Source organism: Sphingomonas sp. Mn802worker (assembly GCF_000382485.1).
In the GTDB taxonomy this organism is placed as follows: Bacteria; Pseudomonadota; Alphaproteobacteria; order Sphingomonadales; family Sphingomonadaceae; genus Sphingomonas.
Map to the genome: position 1 here is coordinate 19,912 of NZ_AORY01000001.1, position 23,748 is coordinate 43,659.

The following is a 23,748-nucleotide window of genomic DNA, read 5'->3' on the forward strand; positions in this document are numbered from 1 at the left end:
CCAATGGCCGATCTGTTCGCCGGGCTTGAGCCCGACACACCGCCTCCCCTGCCCCTCGATGCGCCGCTGGCCGATCGGCTCCGCCCACGCGCGCTCGCCGACGTGGTCGGGCAGGCGCATCTGACCGGCGCCGCGGGTGCGATCGGCCGCATGGTCGCGGCAGGTCGGCTTTCGTCGATGATCCTCTGGGGACCGCCCGGCACCGGCAAGACGACGATCGCGCGACTGCTCGCCGATGCCGTTGGCTTGCGCTTCGCGCCGATCTCGGCGGTGTTCTCGGGCGTCGCCGATTTGAAGAAGGTCTTTGCCGAGGCACGCGATCACGCGCGCATGGGCAAGCGGACGTTGCTGTTCGTCGACGAAATCCACCGCTTCAATCGTGCGCAGCAGGACGGTTTCCTGCCGTACGTCGAGGATGGAACGGTGACGCTGGTGGGTGCCACGACCGAGAACCCGTCGTTCGAGTTGAACGCGGCGCTGCTCAGCCGCGCGCAGGTGCTGATCCTCCATCGGCTCGGGTCGGAGGCGCTGGAACAGCTGATCGCGCGGGCGGAGGCGGAGGTCGGGCGCGACGTGCCGCTCGACGCGGCAGCACGCGACGCGCTGATCGCCAGCGCGGACGGCGATGGGCGCTTCCTGCTCAATCAGGTCGAAACGCTGTTTTCAGTTGCGCTCGACCAGCCGCTCGATCCGGCCGGGCTGTCGTCGTTCCTGCAACGCCGCGTGGCCGTCTACGACAAGGATCGCGAAGGCCATTACAACCTCATCAGCGCACTACATAAGTCGATTCGCGGTTCCGACGCCAATGCCGCGCTCTATTATCTCGCGCGGATGCTGACTGCGGGTGAGGAGCCGCTCTACCTGCTTCGGCGGCTGACCCGCGCGGCGGTGGAGGATGTCGGGCTCGCCGATCCGCAGGCGCTGCAGCAATGCCTCGCGGCGAAGGATGCGTACGACTTTCTCGGCAGTCCGGAGGGTGAACTCGCGATCGCGCAGGCGTGCGTCTATCTGGCGACGGCGCCGAAATCGAACGCCGTCTACGCTGCGCAAAAGGCCGCGTGGCGCAGCGCACGCGAGACGGGGTCGCTGATGCCGCCCGCCAACATCTTGAACGCACCAACCAGGTTGATGCGCGATATCGGCTACGGCAAGGGATACGAATACGACCACGATGTCGAAGGCGCGTTCTCAGGTGCGAACTACTGGCCAGACGATTTGTCGCCGCAGCGCTTCTACGAGCCGAGCGAGCGCGGGTTCGAGAAGCGGATTGCCGAGCGCATGGCTTGGTGGGATGAACGACGCCATGCACAGACGCCGCGCGATTGAACCGCTCTTCCCTGCCCTGGCCGCAGCCGCGCTCCTCAGCGGAGCAGCCACCGCGCAGGACAAGCCGGTACCAGCAAAACCGGATCAGCGCTACGCACGCGCGATCGCCGCAGGGTACAAGGCTGCGACGCTATGTGGCGCCGTCTTCAATGCCGGCCGCACCCAGCCGGCGGTCGAGTCGCTGGAGCTGCGCGGCATCTATCCCGAATACGCTGCGCTCGTCCCGATGCTGACTGCGACGATCGATCGTACCACCCCCCGCGTCACCGTCCCCTTCGCGCCCGACTTGCCGGCGCGGCAGGCGACGTGGCAGCGCGGGCGCGGCTGCACGCTTGCGCCGATCGGCGCGATGCCGCCGCCGGTCGTCACGACCTACGCGCGCCAACCCGCGCCTGCTTCGAGTGACCCTCGCCCTTGGCCGATGGGTGATGCAGGCATCCGGCCAGCCCCTTCCCCGGCGCTGACAAGCGTCGTCGCGCGCGCTTTCTACGCCTATGGAGAAGGCAGCCAGACGGTCGGCGTGGTCGTGCTGAACGATGGCAAGATCGTTGCCGAGCAATACCGTGATGGCTTCGGTCCGTTCGTCGCCAATCGCACCTGGTCGGTCGCGAAGAGCATCAGCGGCACGCTGGTCGGCATGGCGGGCGTCGATCCACAACGGCCGGCCAACATTCCCGAATGGCAGAGCGGCGATCCGCGTCGCACGATCAAGCTCGACGATCTTCTGCGCATGGCCTCGGGCCTGCACAGCGACACCGCCGGCAATCGTACCGACGCGATCTACTTTGGCGGCACGACGGTGACCGAGCAGGTGCCGTCCTGGCCGCTCGAGGCGAAGCCGGCTACGCGTTTTCGCTACGCCAACAACGACATCCTGCTGGCGGTACGCAGCCTTCGGGCATCACTGGGCAACGCGGCATACGCGCAATTGCCGCAATCGCTGTTCACGACGCTGGGCATGACGCACACGGTTGCGCAGCGCGACTGGCAAGGGAACTACATCCTGTCGTCAGACGCATGGTCGACCGCGCGCGATCTCGCCCGACTGGGGCAGTTCTGGCTGCAGGACGGCGTGTGGCAGGGAAAGCGCGTCCTGCCGGCGGGCTGGATGGCCTACATGACGACGCCCTCTGGACCGCAGCCCGACCGCGCCGAAGGCTACGGCGCGACAATGTGGCTGTTTGGTGAGAAGCAGGGCCTGCCTGCCGGCAGCTACGCCGCGCAGGGCAATCGCGGGCAATATGTCATGGTGATCCCGGCCGAGAGGCTGGTGGTGGTCCGCCGCGGCGAGGATCCGACGGGCAGCAGCTTCGATATCGCGCGCTTTACCGCCGACGTGCTTGCCGCTTCGCGCTGAGCAGCCGCGCGATTGATGAGCGAGAATCGTTTCCGTCATTTTGCCGGCATCGACTGGTCGGGCGCGATCGGCGAACGGCAGAAGGGCATCCGCGTCGCGCTGTGCAGCGACAGCAATACGGGACCGGTACTCGTCAGGCCCGATCACATCTGGTCGCGCCAGGAGGTGCTCGACTGGCTGATGAACGAATTGCCCACGGATACGCTGGTCGGGCTCGACCTCGGCACCGCGCTGCCGTTCTTCGATCGTAGCGCCTATTTTCCCGGTTGGCCGCAGACCCCGAGCGATGCGCGCGCGCTCTGGGCGTTGGTCGAGCAAATCTGCGCCGATGATCCACATCTGTGTGCGACGAGCTTCGTCGATCATCTGGATGCTGCGCGTCACTTCCGCCGACATGGCGGGCGCAGCGGCGACTTGTTCCCATCCGGTCGTGGACGCTGGCGACTGGCCGAGCATGCCCAGGCCGCGCTCGGGCTCAACCCGGTCAGCAACCTGAACCTTGTGGGTGCCGCGCAGGTCGGCAAGTCGAGCCTGACGGGCATGCGGATGCTGCACCGATTGAGCGGTCACCTGCCGATCTGGCCGTTCGATCCCGATCCAGGGCACGGCAGCCTGGTGCTGGAGATCTACACCACGCTTGCCGCGCGCGAAGCCGGCGTTGGGCGTGGCCGAAGCAAGCTGCGCGACGTCGCCGCGTTGAATGATGCGCTTGCCTCGCTCGGCAGCGCAGCCGTACCCGGTGCGGGGCCGATCGACGATCACAGCAGCGACGCGCTGCTGACCGCCGCATGGTTGCGGGTCGCCGCGTCCCGCACCGAGCTATGGCACCCGCCTGCCCTAACGAGCCAAGTCGCACGGATTGAGGGCTGGACCTTTGGTGCGCGGTAATGCAGCGCGGCGCAAAGGGGCTGGACGCCGAGGCACGGCTGTCGCATGGCGACGTCGACGGCGGGCCGGTTTAGCTCAGCTGGTAGAGCAGCGGTTTTGTAAACCGAAGGTCGCGGGTTCGATTCCTGCAACCGGCACCACGTCGTCTCCCCTTTCGCATTACCGATTTTTCAGGCAGCGTCGACGCTGCGGCAAGTCGCCGCGCTTTATCCCCGTATCGAACCCGGGAGGATGGCGTGATGACATTTGGAAAAGCAGTGGCGGCGGTAGTGGCGCTGATCGGTCTGACCGCCGGCGCATCGGCGCTGGCCGCCGAGCCGGCGCCCACCGCGTCAATCTACGGAACGTGGATCAATCCGTATCACAGCGTCGCTGTCCGCACCGCACCGTGCGCCGATCGCCTGTGCGGCCGTGTCGTCTGGGCAAGCCGGGAAGCGCAGCAGGATGCGCGCGACGGCAACGTGCCCAACCTGATCGGCACGTCGCTGCTCGAAAACTATCGGCCGACCGGCGCGCGAACCTGGGCCGGGACCGTGTTCGTCCCCGACATGGGACGGCATTTCTATTCGTTGATCGAACAGGTCGACGACAGCAACATGCGGGTCCGCGGCTGTATCCTGCACGGCCTGTTCTGCAAGTCGCAGGTATGGCAGCGCGTCGCGGACGTGCCGCGTGGATAAATTGCTCGCGGCCGCAGCACGCTATCGCGTCGCGCTGTCGGTCGCGGTCGTGCTGTTGCTCGTCGCGCTCGGCTTCGCCGCGATGGAGGAGCTGACGCGGCACCTGAGCTATGCGCAGGTCCGGGACGCACTGCACGCGATGACCGTGCCGCAGATCGTCGCCGCGATCACTTTCACCGCGCTCAGCTACCTGGCGCTGACACTCTATGATGCGCTTGCGCTGCGCGTGATCGGTCGGGCGCTGCCGTGGCGGACCGCGGCGCTCGCCTCGTTCACCAGCTACACGCTCAGCCACAATCTCGGCCTGTCGCTGGTGACCGGCGGATCGGCACGTTACCGCATCTACACCGCCGCCGGACTAGACGGACCGGACATCGCACGCGTGATCGGGGTCGCAAGCGCGACTTTCTGGAGCGGCATCGTCACGGTTGCGGGCGCAGCGCTGCTTGCCCGATCGGAAGCGATTGAGCTCGCCAGGTTCACCTTGTCGCCCACCGTCTCGCATGTCGTCGGCGCGGGTATCCTGCTGGCGGCGACCGCCCTGGTGCTGCTCTGCGCGCGCAGCAAGGGTCCGCTACGATGGCACCGCTTCAGCCTGCCGCTGCCGACGGGAGGGCAAGCCTTGGCGCAGATCGGCGTTGCGCTGCTCGATGTGACCGCGGCCGCCGCCGCACTGTTCGTGCTGATGCCCGGCGCGTCGCTGCACCTGCTGCCCAGCTTCGTCCTCGCCTACGCGCTAGGCATCGTCGCCGCGGTGGTGACGCACGTACCGGGCGGGATCGGCGTGTTCGAGGCGGTGGTGCTGGCAGTGTTGCCAGGTGACCGTGTAACCGCCTTTGCCGCGCTGGTGGCCTATCGGCTGATCTATTACCTGTTGCCGCTCGCCGTGTCCGTGCTGATGCTTGGGGGAAGAGAACTCGCTCGACGTCGGGCGCTGTCGGTTCGACTGCTGCGCGAAGGGCGCGCCGCCGCGACCGGGATCGCCCCGCTCGTTCTTTCCGCAGCGACGTTCACCGGCGGCGCGATGCTGTTGCTGTCGGGATCGCTGCCGTCGCTGAAGGGTCGCATGGGGATGCTGTCGCACATCGCGCCCCTCCCCTTCATCGAGGCGAGCCACATCGCCGCGAGCCTGGTCGGTACCGGGTTGTTGCTGCTCGCACCCGGCCTGTACCGCCGTCTCGACGGTGCGTTCGTCGCGACGCGCGCGCTGTTGATCGCGGGCGCACTGTTCTCGTTGTTCAAGGGCATCGATTACGAGGAGGCGACCGCGTGCCTGATCCTCGCCGGTTTGCTCCACTGGACGCGCGCCGCTTTCTACCGCCGTACCGCGCTCACGCAGATGCCGCTGTCGGGTGCGTGGCTTGGCGCGGTGGCCGTCACGGTCGCGGCCGCGACCTGGGCCGGGTTCTTCGCCTACCGACAGGTTCCGTACCAGGACGACCTGTGGTGGCATTTCGCGCTCCGGGGCGATGCGCCGCGCTTTCTGCGGGCTACGCTGAGCATCGCGGTGCTGTTGTCGGGCGTTGTGGTGTGGCGCTGGATGGGGCCGGCGCCAAGCGCGCCCGAGATCGCCTGCGATCCCGACACGGTCAGCGATATCCTGTCGCGCGGCAATCGCACCGACGCGTTACTCGCGCTTACGGGAGACAAGAACTTTCTGTTGTCGGAAAGCGGGGGCGCGATGCTGATGTATCGCCGTCGCGGCGCAAGCTGGATCGTGATGGGCGATCCGGTCGGCGAGCAGAGCGAATGGCCCGACCTGCTGTGGCGCATCCGCGACCTGGCCGATGCCGCGCAAGGTCGCTTGCTGCTCTACCAGATCGCACCGCCGGTGCTCGACCTCGCGATCGGCATGGGCCTTCACGTCATCAAATATGGCGAGGAAGCGATCGTCGACCTGCCGGACCTGACGTTCGAGACACCGCGGATGCGCTCGGTCCGCAAGGCCGAACGTGCCGCCGCACGTCGCGGCCTAGCCTTCCGCATCGTGCCCGCTGCTGACGTGCCTGCGATCATCGACAAGCTACGCTTGGTGTCAGACGAGTGGACCGAGTCGAAGGGTCATGTCGAGAAGGGATTTAGCCTCGGCCGCTTCGATCCCGATTACCTCACCAACTTCGACGTCGCGCTGGCGATGGTCGATGATCGTATCGTTGCCTTCGCCAACCTGTGGCTGACCGACAATCTGGCCGAAGCGTCGGTCGATCTGATGCGCCACTGCGACGACGCGCCTTCGGGCACGATGGACTTCCTGTTCGTCCACGTCATGCAATGGGCGCGCGAGCAGGGCTATCACCGCTTCTCGTTGGGCATCGCGCCGCTGTCGGGGATTGCTGGTCGTCGCCTGGCACCCGCCTGGGCGCGCGCCGCCGCACTGGTTTTTCAGCATGGCGAGCGCTTCTACGGCTTCCGCGGCCTTCGCACCTACAAGGAGAAGTTCGCGCCTGTGTGGGAACCGCGCTACATCGCCGGGCCGCGAGGACTTGGCCTCGTCCAGGCGCTGCGCGACCTGTCGCGGCTGATCGGCCAGCCGACGCCGCTGCCTCCGAGTTCCGCGGTCGACGCAGTTCCTCGCAGGAATGAGCTTACGTTGGAACAGGGCGAGCGCACTTCCAGCACACTGGTATTCGCGAGCTAGTCGATCGGCGGAGCGGTCCACCCGCTCGGCGGTGCAACCTGGGCCACCGATGCTCGTTTCGAACCTGACATGAAGATCAGGGTGGCAAGCTACAACATGCGCAAGGGGATCGGTACCGATCGCCGGCGCGATCCGCAGCGTATCCTAGACGTTCTGAGCGAAGTGGATGCCGACATCGTCGCGCTGCAGGAAGCGGACCGGCGGTTCGGTACGCGTGCCGCAGTGATCTCGCCGCACCTGCTTGAGGAGCATGGCGGATGGAAAGCGGTCGGCTTCGGCGTCCGCGCGCTCAGCAGCGGCTGGCATGGGAATGCGCTACTGGTGCCCCGTTCCGCGACCGTGCGTGCATGCGAGGTGCTGCACCTCCCTGCGCTCGAACCGCGCGGTGCGGTGATGGCCGATGTCGAGGTGGGCGGGACGACGATGCGGGTCGTCGGCATGCACCTCGATCTGTCGGGTCTGTGGCGACGGCGTCAGGCGCAGGCCGTGATAAGCCACGTCGCCGCAACTGCGCACCAGCACCCGACCGTGATGATGGGAGACCTGAACGAGTGGAGCCGCCAGTCAGGCTGCCTCCGCGACCTGGCGCGTGGCTTCGCCTTCGCCGACACGGGCCCGAGCTTTCACGCGCGGCGGCCAATCGCGCGGCTCGACCGGATCATGGCGTCACGCGACCTTAGGATCACCGCTTGCGGTGTTCATGCGAGTGCGTCCGCTCGAAAGGCATCGGATCATCTGCCGATCTGGGCGGAGCTGACCCTGGCATGAGCAATCGCACGTGAGCGACGGCGACGGCGCAGCATTCGAGCCTGCAGCGGCGGTTCGCGACAAGGAGCTCCGGCTGGCGCTCGTCTGCTATGGCGGGATCAGCCTGGCGGTCTACATGCACGGCATCACCAAGGAGGTGTGGCATCTGGCGCGGGCCAGTCGCGCATCGCACGACGGCACACCGGACCTGACCGGCGCCGCACGCGTCTACGCCGATCTGATCGCCGAGATGCGCGAGGCAGCCGGCATCCGCCTGCGCATCCTGCCCGACATCGTCGCCGGCGCGAGCGCGGGCGGGATCAACGGCATCTTCCTCGCGCAGGCGATCGCGGCGGGTCAGTCGCTCGATCCGCTGACCGACCTGTGGCTCGATGGCGCCGATGTCGAGCGCTTGATCGACACCGATGCAGCACCGGCCTCGAGGTTCGCAAAGGTGTGGGCGCTGCCGCTCGCATGGATGGCCGCGGGACGAAGCGCCGAGCAGCTGGATCACGCCGATGAGCATACGCGTGCAGAAGTGCGCACCAAGCTGTCGCACTTCATCCGTTCGCGCTGGTTCGAGCCGCCGTTCTCGGGATCGGGGTTCACCGACATGCTGCTCAATGCCTTCGCCGCCATGGCAGCGGCTCCGCGTGGGCCGCGCCTGCTTCCGCCCGGCCAGCCGCTCGACCTGTTCGTGACCGTAACCGATTTCACCGGCCATCCCGAGCGCCTCGAACTTCATTCCCCGCGCGAGGTGACCGAGACCGAGCACCGACTGGTGTTCCCGTTCAGCGATGGCGGGCGACCGTGCGAGACGCTTGCCGATCCGGCCGAGCTGACCTTTGCGGCGCGGGCGACCTCAAGTTTTCCGGGCGCGTTCCCTCCGTTGACTGTCGCAGAGCTTGACGGCGCGTTGGAGAAGCGCGCCGCGTCTTGGCCCGGTCGCCGCGTCTTCCTACGCCGCGTGCTGCCGCGACAATTCGCCGCCAACACCATCAACAAGACCGCGTTGATCGACGGATCGGTACTCGCCAACGCGCCCTTTCGTCCTGCGATCGATGCGCTGCGCGATCGACCCGCGCGACGCGAGATCGATCGCCGCTTCGTCTACATCGACCCGGCACCGGGCATGAAGTTCCGCCTGTCCGGCTCGATCGACGGCGTACCGGGCTTCTTTCAGACCATCTTGGGCGCGGTCAGCGAACTGCCGCGCCAGCAGCCGATCCGCGACAATCTTGAGGCACTTGCCGAGCGGTCGCGCCGGATCGAGCGGATGCGCGCAGTGCTGGAGGCGATTCGGCCCGAGATCGATCGCGAGATCGAGCAGCTGTTCGGGCGAACGTTTTTCCTCGATCGCCCAACACCTGCGCGGCTGGTGGCGTGGCGCAGGCGGGCGCAGGTGTCCGCCGCCGAACGCGCCGGCTTCTCCTATGCCGGCTATGGTCACCTGAAAGTGACAAAGGTGGCCGAGTTCATCGCGACGCTGCTTGACGCGGCCGGCGGCGCACCGGGCTCGCATCGCTGGAACAACACGCGCGCACGGATCGATCAGGCGCTTGTCCGGCGCGGCGTGACTGAACAGGCGGTGTTCAGCGGAGCAGGCAGCGAGCCTGCGGTCGCGTTCCTTCGCACCTTCGACCTCGATTTCCGCATCCGTCGCCTGCGCCTGCTTGCGCGACGGATCAGCGAAGCCGAAGTTGCCGCCGGCACCGACACATTCGAACCGCTGAGAGAGGCGGTGTACGAGTCGCTCGGCACCTATCTTGAGGCGCGGCGGCCCCGAAACCATCGCGCGCTACGCACAGCCATCCGCAATGCGCGCAACGATGCCGATGCGTTGCTCGACGCGCTCGGCGTTTCGCTCGACCTGACGCGGCTCGATGCCGACACCGACGCGCGGATCGCCGCCGCGCTCGCCGGGTTGCCGCGTGAGGTGCGCCGCGCGATGCTGCTCCATTACCTGGGCTTTCCGTACATCGACGTGGCGACCTTGCCGCTGCTGCAGGGCGAAGGGAACGACGAGTACGATCCGATCCGCGTCGATCGCATCTCGCCCGACGATGCGCGAACGATCCGTAGTGGCGGCGCGGAGGCGACGTTGAAGGGTATCCAGTTCAACAGCTTCGGTGCCTTCTTCAGTCGAGCCTATCGCGAGAACGACTACCTTTGGGGTCGCCTCCACGGCGCGGAGCGGATGATCGACATTGCGGTTTCGGCCCTGCCCGCCGGAGCACCGCTGCGACCCGGCCGCGTCGCTGCAATCAAGCGCGCGGTGTTCCTCGCCATCCTCAACGAAGAGGAGCCGCGCCTCAGCGCCATTCCGACGCTCTTCGACACCCTTCGGCGCGAGATCGGCTGAAGGCTGGCCAAAATGCGCCGCGGGCGATAGCGTCGGCGACGATGCAGTTCCTCAAGATCCTGTTCTGGTGCCTGCTGGCCTTCATCGCCGCGGTGTTCACCTTCGGTAATTGGACCACCGTCTCGATCCAGCTGTTCGGCGACCTGGTCATGGAGATCAACCTGCCCTTGCTGTTGCTGCTGACCTTCCTGCTCGGCTTCGTGCCGACGCTGGTCTATCAGCATATCGCGCGCTGGCGGTTGCGGCAGCGCCTGGCCGCCGCCGAGCGCGCATTGGCGAGCACGCGCGCGATCAGCGAGGCCGCCCTGCCGGAGCCGCTCGCGACAGTTTCAGCGCAAACCGCCGCCACGTCGGAGACGATCTGATGTCGAACCGCATCTTCGTCGCGCTGGACACGCCCGATCTCGCCCGTGCGCGTGCGGTAGCGCAGAAGGTCCGCCATCACGTCGGCGGCGTGAAGCTGGGGCTCGAGTTCTTCTGCGCCAACGGCCCAGCCGGCATCCGCGCGATCGAGGAAGCCGGTCTGCCCGTGTTCCTTGACCTCAAGCTGCACGACATTCCCAATACGGTGGCCAAGGCGGTGCAGTCGCTCGCGGTCCTCAAGCCAGCGGTGCTCACCGTGCACGCCAGCGGAGGTCGCGCAATGCTCGAGGACGCAAAGGCAGCGGCGCATCCCGACACGCGCGTCGTCGCGGTGACGATGCTGACCAGTCTCGACGAGGATGATCTGGCCGCCACGGGGATCAGCGGCAGCGCGCACGACCACGTTCTGCGTCTGGCCGACCTCGCGCGCGAAGCCGGGCTGGACGGCATCGTCTGCTCGGGCGCAGAGGTGAAGGCGGCGCATCGTGCCTGGCCAAGGGGGTATTTCGTCGTGCCCGGCGTCCGCCCCGTGAATGGCGCCGCGGGCGATCAAAAACGCGTGGTGACACCGCGCCGCGCGCTCGACGATGGTGCGTCGATCCTGGTCATTGGCCGACCGATTACGCAGGCGAGCGATCCCGACGAGGCCGCGCGCGCCATTGCCGCGACGCTCTGACCGGCATGGCGGTCGACGATACGGTCACGGTGGCGGAAGACGCCCGCGCGCTGGTGGCCGCGGTGCGCGAGGCGGCACGGCGTCACAATCTCAGCTGGAACATGCTCGTACCTGATCGCTTCACCCTTAACCACGACGCCGAGGAAGCCGAGGAGGCCGCCTATGCCGAGATGGCGGCGACCAAGCGTGCGCTTCGCGACCATATCTGCACCGTCTACGGCATCTCGGTCGATGAACTCGCCAGCCTGGCAACCCCGTGACGCACGGCGGGGGCTTGGTTGCGCTCGCATCGCGCTGCTAGGAGAAGTGCCATGCACGTGACGGCGAAGATATGCGGGCTCTCCACGCCGGCGACACTCGATGCGGCCATTGCGGGTGGTGCCAGCCACGTCGGCTTCGTCTTCTTTCCACCTTCGCCGCGCAATCTTTCGTTCGAGCGATCCGCGATGCTGTCCGAACGCGTGCCCGGCCACGTCGGCCGCGTCGGAATTTTCGTCGACCCCGATGATGAGACGATCGCGCGCGCGGTGCAGTCGGCTCGACTGGCTGCGATCCAGCTGCACCGCACGGCGGCGACCAGGGTCGCGCATCTTCGCGCGGTGACGGGAGTGGACACCTGGGCGGCGATCGCGATCAAGACACGCGGCGACCTCGATCGGGCACGTGACTACACCGGCGCGGCCGATCGGCTGTTGTTCGATGCGAAGACACCCGCCGGCGCGGCGCTGCCCGGAGGCATGGGCGTTCGGTTCGACTGGTCGCTGCTTGACGGTTTCCGCTCGCCACTCCCCTGGGCGCTGTCAGGTGGGCTCGATGCCGCCAATGTCGCCGACGCGGTGGCGCGTACCGGCGCCCCGCTGGTCGATACCTCGTCGGGCGTCGAGGATGCGCCGGGTGTCAAGAGCGTGGACAAGATCGCCGCCTTCCTTCAAGCGGTGCGCCGCCTATGACACTCACCACTGCTCCTGCCGCCGCGCTCAACAGCTTTCGCCAGCAACCTGACGCGCGCGGCCATTTCGGCGATTACGGCGGGCGTTACGTTGCCGAGACGCTGATGCCGCTGATCCTCGATCTCGAACGCGCGTATCGCGCGGCGAAGGAGGATCCCGCATTTCAGGCGCAATTCGACGATCTGCTCGAACATTATGTCGGCCGCCCCTCCCCACTCTACTATGCCGAACGACTGACGGAGGCGCTGCGCGAAAGCGCGCCTGCGGGGATGGGTCCGGAAATCTGGTTCAAGCGTGACGAGCTGAACCACACCGGCGCGCACAAAATCAACAATTGCGTCGGGCAGATCCTGCTAGCGATGCGGATGGGCAAGACGCGCATCATCGCCGAGACGGGCGCGGGCCAGCACGGCGTCGCGACCGCAACCGTCTGCGCGCGCTTCGGCCTGCCCTGCGTCATCTACATGGGTGCGAAGGATGTCGAGCGGCAGGCGCCCAACGTGTTCCGCATGAAGCTGCTCGGCGCCGAGGTGCGTGCGGTCGAGAGCGGCGCGCGTACGCTTAAGGACGCGATGAACGAGGCGCTGCGCGACTGGGTCGCGAATGTCCATGACACCTTCTACATCATCGGCACGGCGGCGGGACCACACCCCTACCCCGAACTCGTCCGCGATTTCCAAAGCGTGATCGGGCGAGAGGCGCGCGCGCAGATGCTGGTGCGGACCGGTCGTTTGCCCGACCTGCTGGTCGCCGCGATCGGTGGCGGTTCCAACGCCATCGGGCTGTTCCATCCGTTCCTCGACGATGCCGACGTACAGATGCTTGGTGTCGAGGCCGCGGGCGAAGGGTTGGAGGGCAAGCACGCCGCCAGCCTTGCCGGTGGCTTCCCCGGCGTGCTTCACGGCAACAAGACCTATCTGTTGCAGGACGACGATGGGCAGATCGCTGAGGCGCACTCAATCTCGGCGGGGCTCGACTATCCCGGTATCGGTCCCGAACATGCCTGGCTGAAGGATATCGGGCGGGTGACCTACACCAGTGTGACTGATGCCGACGCACTCGACGCGTTCCAGCTGCTGTGCCGATCCGAGGGGATCATTCCCGCACTTGAACCATCGCACGCCATCGCGGCGGTGGTCACGCGATCGAAGCAGATGCGGCGCGATCAGGTGGTCCTCGCCAATCTGTGCGGTCGCGGCGACAAGGACATCTTCACGGTGGCCGAGGCACTCGGGGTGGCGATCTGATGTCGCGGCTCTCCGACGCTTTCCGCGACGATCGACCTGCGCTCGTCACCTTCGTGACCGCAGGCGATCCCGATGTCGCCACGACGGCCGGCGTCCTCGACGCGCTGGTCGCGGGCGGGGCCGATGTGATCGAATTAGGCATGCCGTTCACCGATCCGATGGCGGACGGCCCGGCGATTCAGGGGGCGAATATCCGCAGCCTCGCGGGCGGCACGACCACTGCCGACATCATGAACCTCGCGCGCGGCTTTCGCGAGCGCCACCCGGACGTGCCGGTGGTGCTGATGGGCTACGCCAATCCGATGCTACGCCGCGGTGCCGACTGGTTCGCCGCCGCAGCACGCGAGGCCGGGGTCGACGGGGTGATCTGCGTCGACGTACCGCCCGAGGAGGACGACGCACTCGGGCCGTCGCTTCGTGCGGCGGGGCTCGATCTCATCCGGCTGGCGACGCCAACGACCGATGCGGCGCGGTTGCCGGAAGTCGTGAATAGTGCCTCTGGATTCCTCTACTACGTCTCGGTCGCGGGGATCACCGGGCTGCAGCAGGCGCAGCAGGGCTCGATTGAGCAGGCGGTTGCGCGGCTGAAGCAGGCGACCGACGTGCCTGTCGTGGTCGGTTTCGGCGTCCGCACTCCTGAACAAGCGCGTGCGATCGGCGGCATTGCCGATGGCGTCGTTGTCGGCTCCGCGATCGTCGAGATCGTGGCACAGCACGGCACGCAAGCGCCCGCCCATGTGACGACCTATGTCCGCGGCCTGGCCGATGCGCTCGCCTCGGCCCGGAAGGAAGCAGTACGATGAGTTGGTTGAGCAACGTCCGCAATGCCTTGTCCGCGATCGTTCCGGCGGGAAAGCAGCAGACACCCGAGAACCTGTGGCACAAGTGCAAGGGCTGCGGGATGATGGTGTTTACAAAGGAGCTGGAGGAGAACCTCCACGTCTGTCCGACGTGCGACCACCACGACCGCATCGGTCCGGCTGAGCGGTTCGCTTATCTGTTCGACGAAGGCAGCGCGCACCCGTTGGCTCCGCCAAAGGCACCGGAGGACCCGCTCAAGTTCCGCGACTCGAAGCGGTATGTCGACCGGTTGAAGGCGGCGCGTGCCGACACGGGCGAGCAGGATGCGTTCGTCAACGCGCGCGGGTTGATCCATGGGTGCAAGGCCGTGATCGGCGTGCAGGATTTCGCCTTCATGGGCGGGTCGATGGGCCAGGCCGTCGGCGAAGCGTTTATCCAAGGCGTCGAGGCCGCGATCGCGGACCGTGCGCCCTACATCGTCTTCACCGCGTCGGGCGGCGCGCGCATGCAGGAAGGTATTCTCAGCCTGATGCAGATGCCGCGTAGCACGGTCGCCATTCAGATGCTCCACGATGCCGGCCTGCCGTACATCGTCGTGCTGACCGATCCGACCTCGGGCGGCGTCATGGCAGCCTATGCGATGCTGGGCGATATCCACATCGCCGAACCCAAGGCGACGCTCGCCTTCACCGGCCGGCGCGTGATCGAGAACACGATTCGTGAGAAGCTGCCCGACGATTTCCAGACGAGCGAATATTATCTTGAACACGGCATGATCGACATGGTGGTGCACCGCAAGGACCTGCGCGACCGGCTTGCCAGCGTGATAGGCTATCTGTGTGCGGAGCGAAGCGCGGCGGCGTGAGGCAAGCGCCTCGGCCTTACTGACGCGGGAAGATTCATGCCCGATCACGCCCGCTCCGCCGATCCCGCCGTCCAGCGGCAGCTTGATCGTTTGTGGGCCTTGTCGCCCGGTGCCGATGTGCTCGGGCTCGAGCGGATTACCCGCCTGCTCGCGCGTCTGGGCGACCCACACCTGCGCTTGCCGCCTGTCTTCCATGTCGCAGGCACGAACGGCAAGGGCTCGACCTGTGCGTTCCTGCGCAACGCGCTTGAGGCGGCGGGCTATCGGGTACATGCCTATACGAGCCCGCATCTGGTTCGCTTCAACGAACGGATCAGGTTGGCCGGAACGCTGATAGACGACACCACGCTGGCAGGCTTGCTCGGCGAGGTGCTGGACGTCGCCGAAGGGATCGGCGCGAGCTTCTTCGAGGTGACGACGGCAGCGGCGTTTCTCGCCTTTGCGCGCGTGCCGGCGGACGCTTGCGTGATCGAGGTGGGTCTGGGCGGGCGCCTCGATGCTACCAACGTGCTCCCGACCGCAGCGGTGTGTGGCATCGCCGCGCTCGGCATGGATCACGAAGCCTTTCTGGGCGACACGCTGCCGAAGATCGCGGCGGAAAAGGCGGGAATAGCAAAAGGTGACGTGCCGCTGGTCACGATGGCCTATCCTGCCGGCATCACGGCGGTGATTGCGCAAAGTGCCGCACGCGCCGGCGCGTCTTTGTTGCCGCAACAGGCTGCGTGGCGATTTCGGGTCGATGGCGACACGATCGTCTATCAGGACAGCGTCGGTGAGCTTCGGCTTCCGCTGCCAACCATGTACGGCGCGCATCAGGCCGACAATCTCGCGCTCGCCACCGCGATGCTGCGCCATCAGCGCGCACTCATGGTGCCGAAGGGCACGATCGCCGCTGCCGCACGGGCGACGTTCTGGCCGGCAAGGCTGCAACATCTGTCGCCCGGCCCGCTCGTTGATCTGATGCCGCACGGATCGGCGGTATGGCTCGACGGCGGACACAATGCTTCCGCGGGCGAAGCACTGGCGCAGGCGCTTGGCACGATCAGCGAAGCGGGTGGTGTCACGCTGATCCTGGGCATGCTGGCGAACAAGGACGCGCGCGGCTTCCTCTCGCCGCTGGAGCCGCTACTCGACCGCGTGATCGCGGTGCCGGTACCCGATCACGGCTGCCACGCGCCAAGCGAACTCGCCGACGTTGCTGCTGCGTTCGGCATTCAGGCGAGCACCGCTGCCGACGTGGATGCCGCGATGAGACTGGTCGCCGACATCTTCCGGGTAGAGCCCGGCAGGACCGTGCTGATCGCGGGTTCGCTCTACCTCGCCGGCGAAGTTCTCGATCTGAATGACGAGGCACCAAGCTGACACAAATCTGCGATTGACTTGCAATAGCGGTTTAACGAGGATGCGTGGACGATAAGGAGTCGCCCGCGATGGCCGTCAACACCATGTCCTCTGTTCTTCCGCGCACCGGTCCGGCTTGTCCCAATGCGCGGCTGGCGTTGTTCGCGATCCGCCGGATGGGCGCACACGGGCTTGCTGACGCACGCGCCAGCTACGCGCTGTTCACCACCTTTGGCGAAGGATTCCGACGACCGTTGATGCTGACGCGAACGATGATGGCGGACATCGCCGCGCATTCGTCGATGCCGGTATCGATCGCGCCATGCTGCTGCGGGCGGATGACCGCGTCGGAACATGCGCTGCTCACTATCCTCGCACGGGTCGAGGTCGCGCCGGATCAGGCGCGCTGGCTGATGCAGGACCTGCTGGGCCACCGGAACGTGGACGGCGTGCTGGCAAGTGCCGCCGCGCTCGCCGCCGCCTTTGCCGACGAGGGTCGCCCCGTCACCGCGTGACGATCAGGCCGGGGCACCATCGCGTGCGTCGCCCGGCCCCTCGATCCCGGCGCTGCCGACCGAGCGGTCGATCAACCCGGCGCGGCTCATCCACCAAAACAGCACAACGCCGGGAAGCGCCAGCACCGTAGTCAGGACGTAGAAGTTGAAATAACCGAGCTGCTCGACCAGCGCTCCCGCCGTCGTTCCCGTCAGCACGCGTCCCAGCACGCTCGTCGCCGCAGAGATCAGCGCATATTGCGCCGCGGTAAAGCGAAGATCGGTCAGCGCGGAGAAGTACGCCACCAGTGTCACGCCGCCGATGCCGCTGGCAATATTCTCGAACCCGATCGCACCCGCCATGCCGACGTTGCTGTGCCCGGCGGCGGCAAGGAAGGCGAACGACATGTTGCTTACTGCCATCAACAACAGGCTGAGCAGCACCGATCGCTTCAACCCCATGCGCGCGTACAGAACGCCGCCGATGAAGATCCCAACCAGATAGGCCCAGAAACCGATGCCGACGTCGTAAAAGGCGATCTCGTCGTTGCTGAACCGCAGGTCGTCGAACAGCAGGCGAAAGGTCAGATTGGCAAGCGTGTCGCCGACCTTGTGGATCAGGATGAACAGCAGGACCAGCCACGCGCCGCGCCGCATGAAGAACTCGGCAAATGGTTGCCACACGGCGCCGAGCGCGGTCGCGAAGCCGCGCCGCTCCACCGGCTCGCGTCGCCGCGCCGGCTCACCGAGCAACAGTCCCGCGAGCATTGCGGGGAGCGCGAGCAGCGCGCAGGCGAGATAGGCCGCCGACCAGCCATGCCGCGCCGCGACGACCAGCGCTAGCGCGCCGGCACCCGCGGAGCCGATCCTCCAGCCATATTGGCTCATGCCCGAGCCGACGCCCAATTGCCGCGGTTCGAGGATCTCGATGCGGTAGGCGTCGATGACGATGTCGAACGTCGCGCCCGCGATGCCGACCAAGATCGCTGCTGTTGCGGTTGCGGAAATCGATGCGCGAGGATCGACCAGCGCCAGATGCGTCACCGCCGCGATCACCAACACGCCGGCGAAGATCAGCCACGACACGCGCTGCCCAAGCCGCCCGATCACGGGCAACCGCACGCCATCGACAAGCCACGCCCAAAGGAATTTCAGATTGTAGACGAGGAAGGCCAGGCTGAACGCGGTCACCGTCTTCTTGTCGATTCCCGCCTGCGACAGTCGCGTCGTCAGCGTCGCCGCGATCATCGAGTAAGGAAAGCCCGAGGAGATCCCGAGCGCCAGCGCGGCAAGCGGCGCACGTTCCGTGTACGGCCTGACCCCGTCCCACCACGTCCGCCGTTCCGCGCCCGTCATCTCCGGCGACACTGCCATTCACTCGCTCCCCGCACTCTATTGCGCAGGACCCTAGCGGGAATCTGGCGGCGCGTAAGCCCGCCGCCATTGCGTTCAGCCCAATCCCATTGTGATCGTGACCCTTTTGGCTGATCCGCGATCAGGTCGCCGTGGCGAACAACTCAAACCCTTGCGGCAGGCGTTTTGCATGGCGCCCCGCGCGAACGGCGTCGACCACGTCGATCGCGGTGAGTAGGTCGCGTTCCATATACGGCTTGGCAAGGAACCCGACCGCGAGCGCGCGGGCCTCGAGCGGACAACTGCCGGTTACGAACATGACCGGGACACCCTGCTCGGCGGCCGCACGTGCGACATCCAGCCCGCTTCCGTCCGCCAGCCGCACGTCGGCAAGGATCAGGTCGACCACCCCCGCGCCGCGCGCGAGCACGGCGTGCGCATCCGCGACACGGTCGACGGTCGCCAGGACCTCATAACCGTGTTCACGCAGCATCCGCTCGGTATCGAACGCGACCAGCGGCTCGTCTTCAACGACCAGCAGACGTGTGATCAGCCGTTGCTTCCGTCCAAACAGCATGCGCCCGCTTTCATCGTTCCGCACACACAACGCAAAAGGATGATTTCGGTCGCAATTATTTGACAGCGCCAGCATCGGCGGGGCTAAGGCGAGCGCATGGCCGAGGACCCTCAGCAACAACGCATCGCCAAACTGCTCGCGCGCGCGGGTGTCGCATCACGCCGTGATGTCGAACGCATGATCGCGGACCGGCGCGTCGCGGTTGGCGGAACAGTGATCGACACGCCGGCGACGCTGCTAGCGAACCTCGACGGGGTGACGGTCGATGGCGAGCCGGTTGCCGCGCCCGAACCGACGCGACTGTTCCTGTTCCACAAGCCTGCCGGCTACCTGACCGCCGCGCGCGACCCTGCCGGGCGTCCGACGATCTACGACCGCCTGCCCACCGATCTGCCGCGCCTGGTGCCGATCGGGCGGCTTGACCTCAACACCGAGGGCCTGTTGCTGCTTACCACCGACGGCGCGTTCAAGCGTCAGCTCGAGCTGCCGTCGACCGGCGTCGAGCGTGCCTATCGCGCGCGTGCCTACGGCGATGTGACGCAAGCGCAGCTCGAAGAGCTGATCGACGGTGTCGAGGTCGAGGGCGTGCGCTATGGCAGCATCGATGCGAACCTCGAACGTCGCACCGGCGCCAACGTGTGGGTCGAAATGATCCTGACCGAGGGAAAGAACCGCGAGGTTCGCCGCGTGCTGGAATATCTAGGTCTTCAGGTCAGCCGACTGATCCGCACGCGTTATGGCCCGTTCGTGCTAGGCGACCTGCCCGTCGGCGCGATCGGAGAGGTGCGCGGCGCCGACCTGGTCGCGTTTCGACAGACGCTGAAGGCGAGCGCACGGGCAAAGGGCGATGCGGATGCGACCATCTCCGCGCCTGCCCTACGCAAAGGCGACATCACGCGGCGGACAGTTGGCCCGCCTCCAGCCACCGGCGAGTACGATCCAACCGCGAGCAACCGTCGCCCAAGCACGACGGAACCGGATCGCCGACTGCGCCGCGCCGCCCCGCCCCGGATCGCTCGTGCAGGCGTCGCGGCGAACTCCCCGCCCATTCCGGTCGTTCAGACGAACACCAAGAGCAACCGCGATGCCGCTCGACCGACCGCCGCCAGCCCGGTCGGCCGCGCCCAAGCCCGCCTTGGCGCCGCCGGTCCGAGCGCCGCGTCGCGCCAAGGCGATCAGCAGAGGGGTGAACGACGCGAAGCAGCGGCTGTGCGTGAACAGTCCGCTGCCCGCGTGCAACGTCAGGGTATCCCGGCAGCCGCTGACGATGCCGCATCACCGCGCCCGGCCAAATTGCAGCGCAAGGCCGGCTGGGCGAAGCCGAAACCGAAGGCCGGCCCGCGTGGTGGAAGACCCCGAAAATGAGGATCATCGCAGGCGAATGGCGCGGCCGGGCACTCGCCGCACCCAAGGGCGACACCACGCGTCCGACCGCAGACCGTACGCGTGAGGCATTATTCTCGATGCTGGCGAGCCGTGTCGGCAGCTTTGACGGCCTGTCGATCGCCGACCTGTTCGCGGGCTCCGGGGCGCTCGGGCTGGAGGCCTTGTCGCGCGGCGCGGCATCGTGCCTGTTCGTCGAACAGGATCGCGCCGCGCTCGACAGCTTGCGCGCCAATGTCACCGCCCTTGCGGCGGGTACGCGCGCGACCGTCCGTGCCGGCTCGGTGCTGGCGCTCGGTCCCGCGACTGCACCGCTCGACATCGTGATGATGGACCCGCCTTACGCCTCCGGCGCAGGGGAGGTCGCGGCCGACAAGCTGGCACGGCTCGGCTGGATCGGCCCCGCGACGTGGCTTACGATCGAGACGGGGCGCGGTGAGGCGGTCGAGCTGGACGGTTACGCGATCGATGCCGACCGGCAATATGGTCGTGCGCGGCTCACCATCCTGCGCCGGACCGACTGAACATCAGTTCACCGACAGCGGCTGAACCGCGCTCGGTCGCGCCTCACGCATGACCAGCAGCGCGACGAGGCTGAGGAGCGACAGCGCGGCGAGGTAGCCGCCGACCAGCATCAGCCCGCCGCGCTCCACCAGCGCCTGCGCCGCGACCGGTGTCAGCCCACCACCAATAATCCCGGCCATGTTGAACGACAGGCTGACCCCCGTGTAGCGGACGCGCGCCGGAAACAGGCTCGGCAGCCACGCACCGAGCGGGCCGTAGACAAACCCCATCACGAAGAGCGCGAAGGCAAGGCTCGCGAACATCGCCGGCACCGAGTGCGAGCCCAGACCCGGCACGAGCAGGAAGCCGGCGACGACCGCGCCGGCGCAGCCACAGGCGAGCACATGTCCCGGCGTCGTGCGATCCGCCCATACGCCCGACAGCGCGATACCGACCGCCATGAACAGGATCGCTGCGAGTTGCAGCGACAGGAACACCTGCGTGTTCACGCCCATGATCTTGGTCGCATAACCGAGCGCGAACGCCGTCGCGATATAATAGACTGCGAAGCACGCCACCGCGCCGAACGTGCCGCCGAGCGTCTGTCGCCAATGGTGCCGCATCAATTCGCCCATCGGCACCGATGGTGGCGGACCTTCCTCCATCATCGCTGCGAAGGCAGGCGTTTCGCTGATCTTCAGGCGCACCCACAAGCCCAGACCGACGAGCACGATCGAGAGCAGGAACGGCACGCGCCAGCCCCAGGCGAGGAACTGCGCCGGCGTCATCAACAATCCCAGCAACAGGAACAGGCCGTTCGCGGCGATGAAGCCGACCGGTGCGCCGAGTTGCGGCACCATGCCATAGCGCCCGCGCTTGCCCGCCGGCGCGTTCTCCACCGCAAGCAGCGCCGCACCGCCCCATTCGCCGCCGAGGCCGAAGCCCTGCCCGAAGCGCAGCACGCACAACAGGATCGGCGCGAGCTTTCCCGCAGTCGCATAGGTCGGCAGAAAGGCGATCGCGAGCGTCGATCCGCCCATCAGCATCAGGCTGGCGACCAGCGTCGACTTGCGCCCGATCCGGTCGCCGTAATGTCCGAATGCCCATGCTCCGACCGGTCGCGCAAAGAATGCGACCGCGAGGCTTGCATAGGACGCGAGCAACTGCACCGAGGCGTCTCCCGCCGGGAAGAACAACGGCCCAAACACCAGCGACGCAGCAGTCGCGTAAATGTAAAAATCGTAGAATTCGACTGAGGTGCCGACCAGGCTGGCGAGCAGGATGCGACGGTGTGAGGCTGGCTGCGACATGCCGCGTCATCGGGCAGCGTTGCGGCTCACGTCAACGCGCAAGATGCGGCGGCGGCCACCAAAACGCGCCCGGCTGCAACATCCGCGCAACACATGCGCGCTAGACCTCGGGACGCGGCGCTTTTCTTCCCTGTTGGGCGCCGTACGGGTCGGACAACCCCCGTCCGATCCCTTCCCTGAACTGCGGGGCAGCGTCACCGGCGCTGCCCCGGCTTTTCTCAAAACGCGCCGCGCTCCACCAGCTGCAGCAGCAGCCAGTATAGCGTCCCTGACAGCAGCATCGCGACCGGCAGGGTCATGATCCACGCGGCGGCCAGCTGGATCAGCGTCCGCCGCTGCAATCCCATTCCGCTCGCGACCGAGGCGCCCGCGACGCCCGACGACAGAATGTGCGTCGTCGACACCGGAAGCCCGAAGCGGTCGGCGGCCAGGATCGTGCCCGCCGCCACCAGCTCGGCCGACGCGCCCATGCCATAGGTCATGTGCTGCTTGCCGATCTTTTCACCCACGGTGACGACGATCCGCTTCCATCCGATCATCGTGCCGAGCCCGAGCGCCAGCGCGACGGCGACCTTGACCCACAATGGGATGTACCGCGTCCCCGCCTCTAGCCGGGTCTGATAATCCTTCAGCCGGTCGGCATCGGCTTCGTTGAACCCATGCTTGTCGGCATCCTTCGCGATCATCCGCGTCGTATCGAGGACGAGGTACATGTCGTTACGAAGGTTGGGCGTGGCTTCCGCCGGCACCTTCTCGAGCGAGCCGTAGCCGGCGACGCGCGCTGCGACATCGCGCGACACCGCCACCGCCGCGCCATAGACAAGCGGCGTCTCGACCGTGCGATGCGACAGCGCGTCGATCAGGATCGGCCGCGCTCGCTCGACCGGCACCGCCGCCTCGCCGTGACGCGCCAACACGCGCGAGGCTGCATCGGCGCTCGCGTAAAAGGCAGGCGTCTCACTCGCCGGCAAGGTGCGATTGAGCGCATAGGCAGTCGGCGCGCAGCCGATCAGGATCAGCATAATGAGCCCCATGCCCTTCTGCCCGTCATTCGACCCGTGGCTGAACGACACCGCGGTGCAGGTGAACACCAGCAGCGCGCGGATGCCGCGCGGCGGCGGCGCGTCACCACCGGGCGACTGCATCAGCGTCGGGTTGCGCGCAACACGGCGCAGCACCAACAGCATTGCGGCGGCGGCGAAGAAACCGATCACCGGCGCCATCAGCAACCCCGACAGCACCTTGGTCGCCTGGCTCCAATCCACTCCCGACGTGCCGTTGGCACCGTGATGCAGCAATTGATTGGCAAGCCCGACGCCCAGCACCGAGCCGATCAGCGTGTGGCTCGACGAGTTCGGCAGCCCGACGTACCAGGTCGCCAGGTTCCACATCACCGCGGCGAGCAGCAGCGCGAAGATCATCGCGAACCCCGCCCCGACCCGACATTCAGGATCAGGTCGACCGGCAACAGCGTGACGATCGAATAAGCGACCGCCCCCGACGACAACATCACGCCAAGGAAGTTGAAGAACCCCGACCACATGACCGCCAGGTTGGCGGGCATGGAATTGGTGTAGATCACGGTCGCGACCGCATTGGCGGTATCATGGAAGCCGTTGACGAACTCGAACCCCAGCGCGATCAGCAACGCGAGACCGAAGAACAGGAACACGCCGGTCGCCAGCTGCTCGCCCACCTGCTGGGTATCGAGAAATACGCTGATCCCGGCGTAGCCGAAACCGGCAATGACGAGCAGGGCGAACACCATGCGCGCGATCGGATGCGATGGCTTGTCCAGGTCAACCGCACGTGATGGCGGGCTGGACGAAGAGTCGGCGAGGACGTTGCTTGCCATAGATGTCGTTCCTGTCGCTCCGGCGTGACGT

The 23,748-nt window shown here is 66.8% G+C and carries 21 protein-coding genes, 1 tRNA gene and 1 pseudogene; 19 read left to right on the forward strand and 4 right to left on the reverse strand.

Translation table 11 applies throughout. The features are described 5' to 3' along the window. The first annotated feature begins 3 nt into the window (after window positions 1-3). The 17 genes from SMN802W_RS0100115 to SMN802W_RS0100195 all read left to right on the forward strand — a co-directional run bounded on the left by SMN802W_RS0100115 (window position 4) and on the right by SMN802W_RS0100195 (window position 16,756). Complete coding sequence (locus SMN802W_RS0100115) at window positions 4-1,326, forward strand: replication-associated recombination protein A (protein ID WP_019514845.1); 1,323 nt, start codon at window positions 4-6, stop codon at window positions 1,324-1,326. After that, window positions 1,304-2,683, forward strand: a complete 1,380-nt coding sequence (locus SMN802W_RS0100120) for a serine hydrolase domain-containing protein (protein ID WP_156818661.1) — start codon at window positions 1,304-1,306, stop codon at window positions 2,681-2,683. Before SMN802W_RS0100115 ends, SMN802W_RS0100120 begins: the two co-directional genes overlap by 23 nt. Window positions 2,684-2,698: 15 nt before the next feature. After that, window positions 2,699-3,571 carry a hypothetical protein gene (locus SMN802W_RS0100125; protein WP_019514847.1) on the forward strand — a complete coding sequence of 291 codons (873 nt, stop codon included), beginning with the start codon at window positions 2,699-2,701 and terminating at the stop codon, window positions 3,569-3,571. 64 nt (window positions 3,572-3,635) lie between these two features. Continuing rightward, a tRNA-Thr gene (locus tag SMN802W_RS0100130) sits at window positions 3,636-3,711 on the forward strand. A gap of 99 nt (window positions 3,712-3,810) precedes the next feature. Further along, a complete protein-coding gene (locus SMN802W_RS0100135) occupies window positions 3,811-4,251 on the forward strand; it encodes a DUF2147 domain-containing protein (protein WP_051083406.1) in 441 nt (146 codons plus the stop codon). Beyond that, on the forward strand, window positions 4,244-6,889 hold the full coding sequence (gene mprF / locus SMN802W_RS0100140; protein ID WP_019514849.1) for a bifunctional lysylphosphatidylglycerol flippase/synthetase MprF: 2,646 nt from the start codon (window positions 4,244-4,246) through the stop codon (window positions 6,887-6,889). The genes SMN802W_RS0100135 and mprF overlap by 8 nt, the downstream gene beginning before the upstream one ends. A 69-nt stretch (window positions 6,890-6,958) precedes the next feature. Continuing rightward, on the forward strand, window positions 6,959-7,657 hold the full coding sequence (locus SMN802W_RS0100145) for an endonuclease/exonuclease/phosphatase family protein (RefSeq protein WP_019514850.1): 699 nt from the start codon (window positions 6,959-6,961) through the stop codon (window positions 7,655-7,657). A 10-nt stretch (window positions 7,658-7,667) separates the two neighbouring features. Continuing rightward, on the forward strand, window positions 7,668-9,998 hold the full coding sequence (locus SMN802W_RS0100150) for a patatin-like protein (RefSeq protein ID WP_019514851.1): 2,331 nt from the start codon (window positions 7,668-7,670) through the stop codon (window positions 9,996-9,998). Window positions 9,999-10,039: 41 nt separating this feature from the next. Continuing rightward, on the forward strand, window positions 10,040-10,363 hold the full coding sequence (locus SMN802W_RS0100155) for a lipopolysaccharide assembly protein LapA domain-containing protein (RefSeq protein ID WP_019514852.1): 324 nt from the start codon (window positions 10,040-10,042) through the stop codon (window positions 10,361-10,363). Next, window positions 10,363-11,037 carry an orotidine-5'-phosphate decarboxylase gene (gene pyrF / locus SMN802W_RS0100160; RefSeq protein ID WP_019514853.1) on the forward strand — a complete coding sequence of 225 codons (675 nt, stop codon included), beginning with the start codon at window positions 10,363-10,365 and terminating at the stop codon, window positions 11,035-11,037. The genes SMN802W_RS0100155 and pyrF overlap by 1 nt, the downstream gene beginning before the upstream one ends. Window positions 11,038-11,042: 5 nt before the next feature. Then, window positions 11,043-11,297, forward strand: a complete 255-nt coding sequence (locus SMN802W_RS0100165) for a hypothetical protein (RefSeq protein WP_019514854.1) — start codon at window positions 11,043-11,045, stop codon at window positions 11,295-11,297. A gap of 51 nt (window positions 11,298-11,348) precedes the next feature. Then, complete coding sequence (locus SMN802W_RS0100170) at window positions 11,349-11,987, forward strand: phosphoribosylanthranilate isomerase (protein ID WP_019514855.1); 639 nt, start codon at window positions 11,349-11,351, stop codon at window positions 11,985-11,987. Next, window positions 11,984-13,234, forward strand: coding sequence for a tryptophan synthase subunit beta (gene trpB, locus SMN802W_RS0100175; RefSeq protein ID WP_019514856.1), 1,251 nt, complete (start codon window positions 11,984-11,986; stop codon window positions 13,232-13,234). Before SMN802W_RS0100170 ends, trpB begins: the two co-directional genes overlap by 4 nt. Beyond that, window positions 13,234-14,037, forward strand: a complete 804-nt coding sequence (trpA, locus tag SMN802W_RS0100180; protein WP_019514857.1) for a tryptophan synthase subunit alpha — start codon at window positions 13,234-13,236, stop codon at window positions 14,035-14,037. The genes trpB and trpA overlap by 1 nt, the downstream gene beginning before the upstream one ends. Continuing rightward, complete coding sequence (accD, locus tag SMN802W_RS0100185; RefSeq protein ID WP_019514858.1) at window positions 14,034-14,900, forward strand: acetyl-CoA carboxylase, carboxyltransferase subunit beta; 867 nt, start codon at window positions 14,034-14,036, stop codon at window positions 14,898-14,900. The genes trpA and accD overlap by 4 nt, the downstream gene beginning before the upstream one ends. A gap of 36 nt (window positions 14,901-14,936) precedes the next feature. Then, window positions 14,937-16,262, forward strand: coding sequence for a bifunctional folylpolyglutamate synthase/dihydrofolate synthase (locus SMN802W_RS0100190; protein ID WP_019514859.1), 1,326 nt, complete (start codon window positions 14,937-14,939; stop codon window positions 16,260-16,262). Between the two features lie 44 nt (window positions 16,263-16,306). Continuing rightward, window positions 16,307-16,756: a DUF6628 family protein gene (locus tag SMN802W_RS0100195; RefSeq protein ID WP_019514860.1), complete on the forward strand. Its 450-nt coding sequence runs from the start codon at window positions 16,307-16,309 to the stop codon at window positions 16,754-16,756. Between the two features lie 3 nt (window positions 16,757-16,759). Here SMN802W_RS0100195 and SMN802W_RS0100200 read toward each other — a convergent pair whose 3' ends face one another. Continuing rightward, entirely contained in the window at window positions 16,760-18,109 is a 1,350-nt protein-coding gene (locus SMN802W_RS0100200; protein ID WP_037522764.1) for an AmpG family muropeptide MFS transporter, read from the reverse strand. Between the two features lie 121 nt (window positions 18,110-18,230). Then, window positions 18,231-18,665 (reverse strand): response regulator, encoded by a 435-nt coding sequence (locus SMN802W_RS0100205; protein WP_019514862.1) that lies wholly within the window; start codon window positions 18,663-18,665, stop codon window positions 18,231-18,233. 96 nt (window positions 18,666-18,761) lie between these two features. On the opposite strand from SMN802W_RS0100205, the gene SMN802W_RS0100210 reads away from it, so the two are divergent. Next, window positions 18,762-20,030: a pseudouridine synthase gene (locus tag SMN802W_RS0100210; protein ID WP_019514863.1), complete on the forward strand. Its 1,269-nt coding sequence runs from the start codon at window positions 18,762-18,764 to the stop codon at window positions 20,028-20,030. Beyond that, a complete protein-coding gene (rsmD, locus tag SMN802W_RS0100215) occupies window positions 20,027-20,572 on the forward strand; it encodes a 16S rRNA (guanine(966)-N(2))-methyltransferase RsmD (RefSeq protein ID WP_019514864.1) in 546 nt (181 codons plus the stop codon). Before SMN802W_RS0100210 ends, rsmD begins: the two co-directional genes overlap by 4 nt. A 3-nt stretch (window positions 20,573-20,575) precedes the next feature. Here the strand turns inward: rsmD and SMN802W_RS0100220 are convergent, their stop codons facing one another. Further along, window positions 20,576-21,862 (reverse strand): MFS transporter, encoded by a 1,287-nt coding sequence (locus SMN802W_RS0100220; protein WP_019514865.1) that lies wholly within the window; start codon window positions 21,860-21,862, stop codon window positions 20,576-20,578. Window positions 21,863-22,080: 218 nt separating this feature from the next. Then, window positions 22,081-23,717 (reverse strand): annotated as a pseudogene (locus tag SMN802W_RS16075) (inorganic phosphate transporter). Window positions 23,718-23,748: the final 31 nt, after the last annotated feature.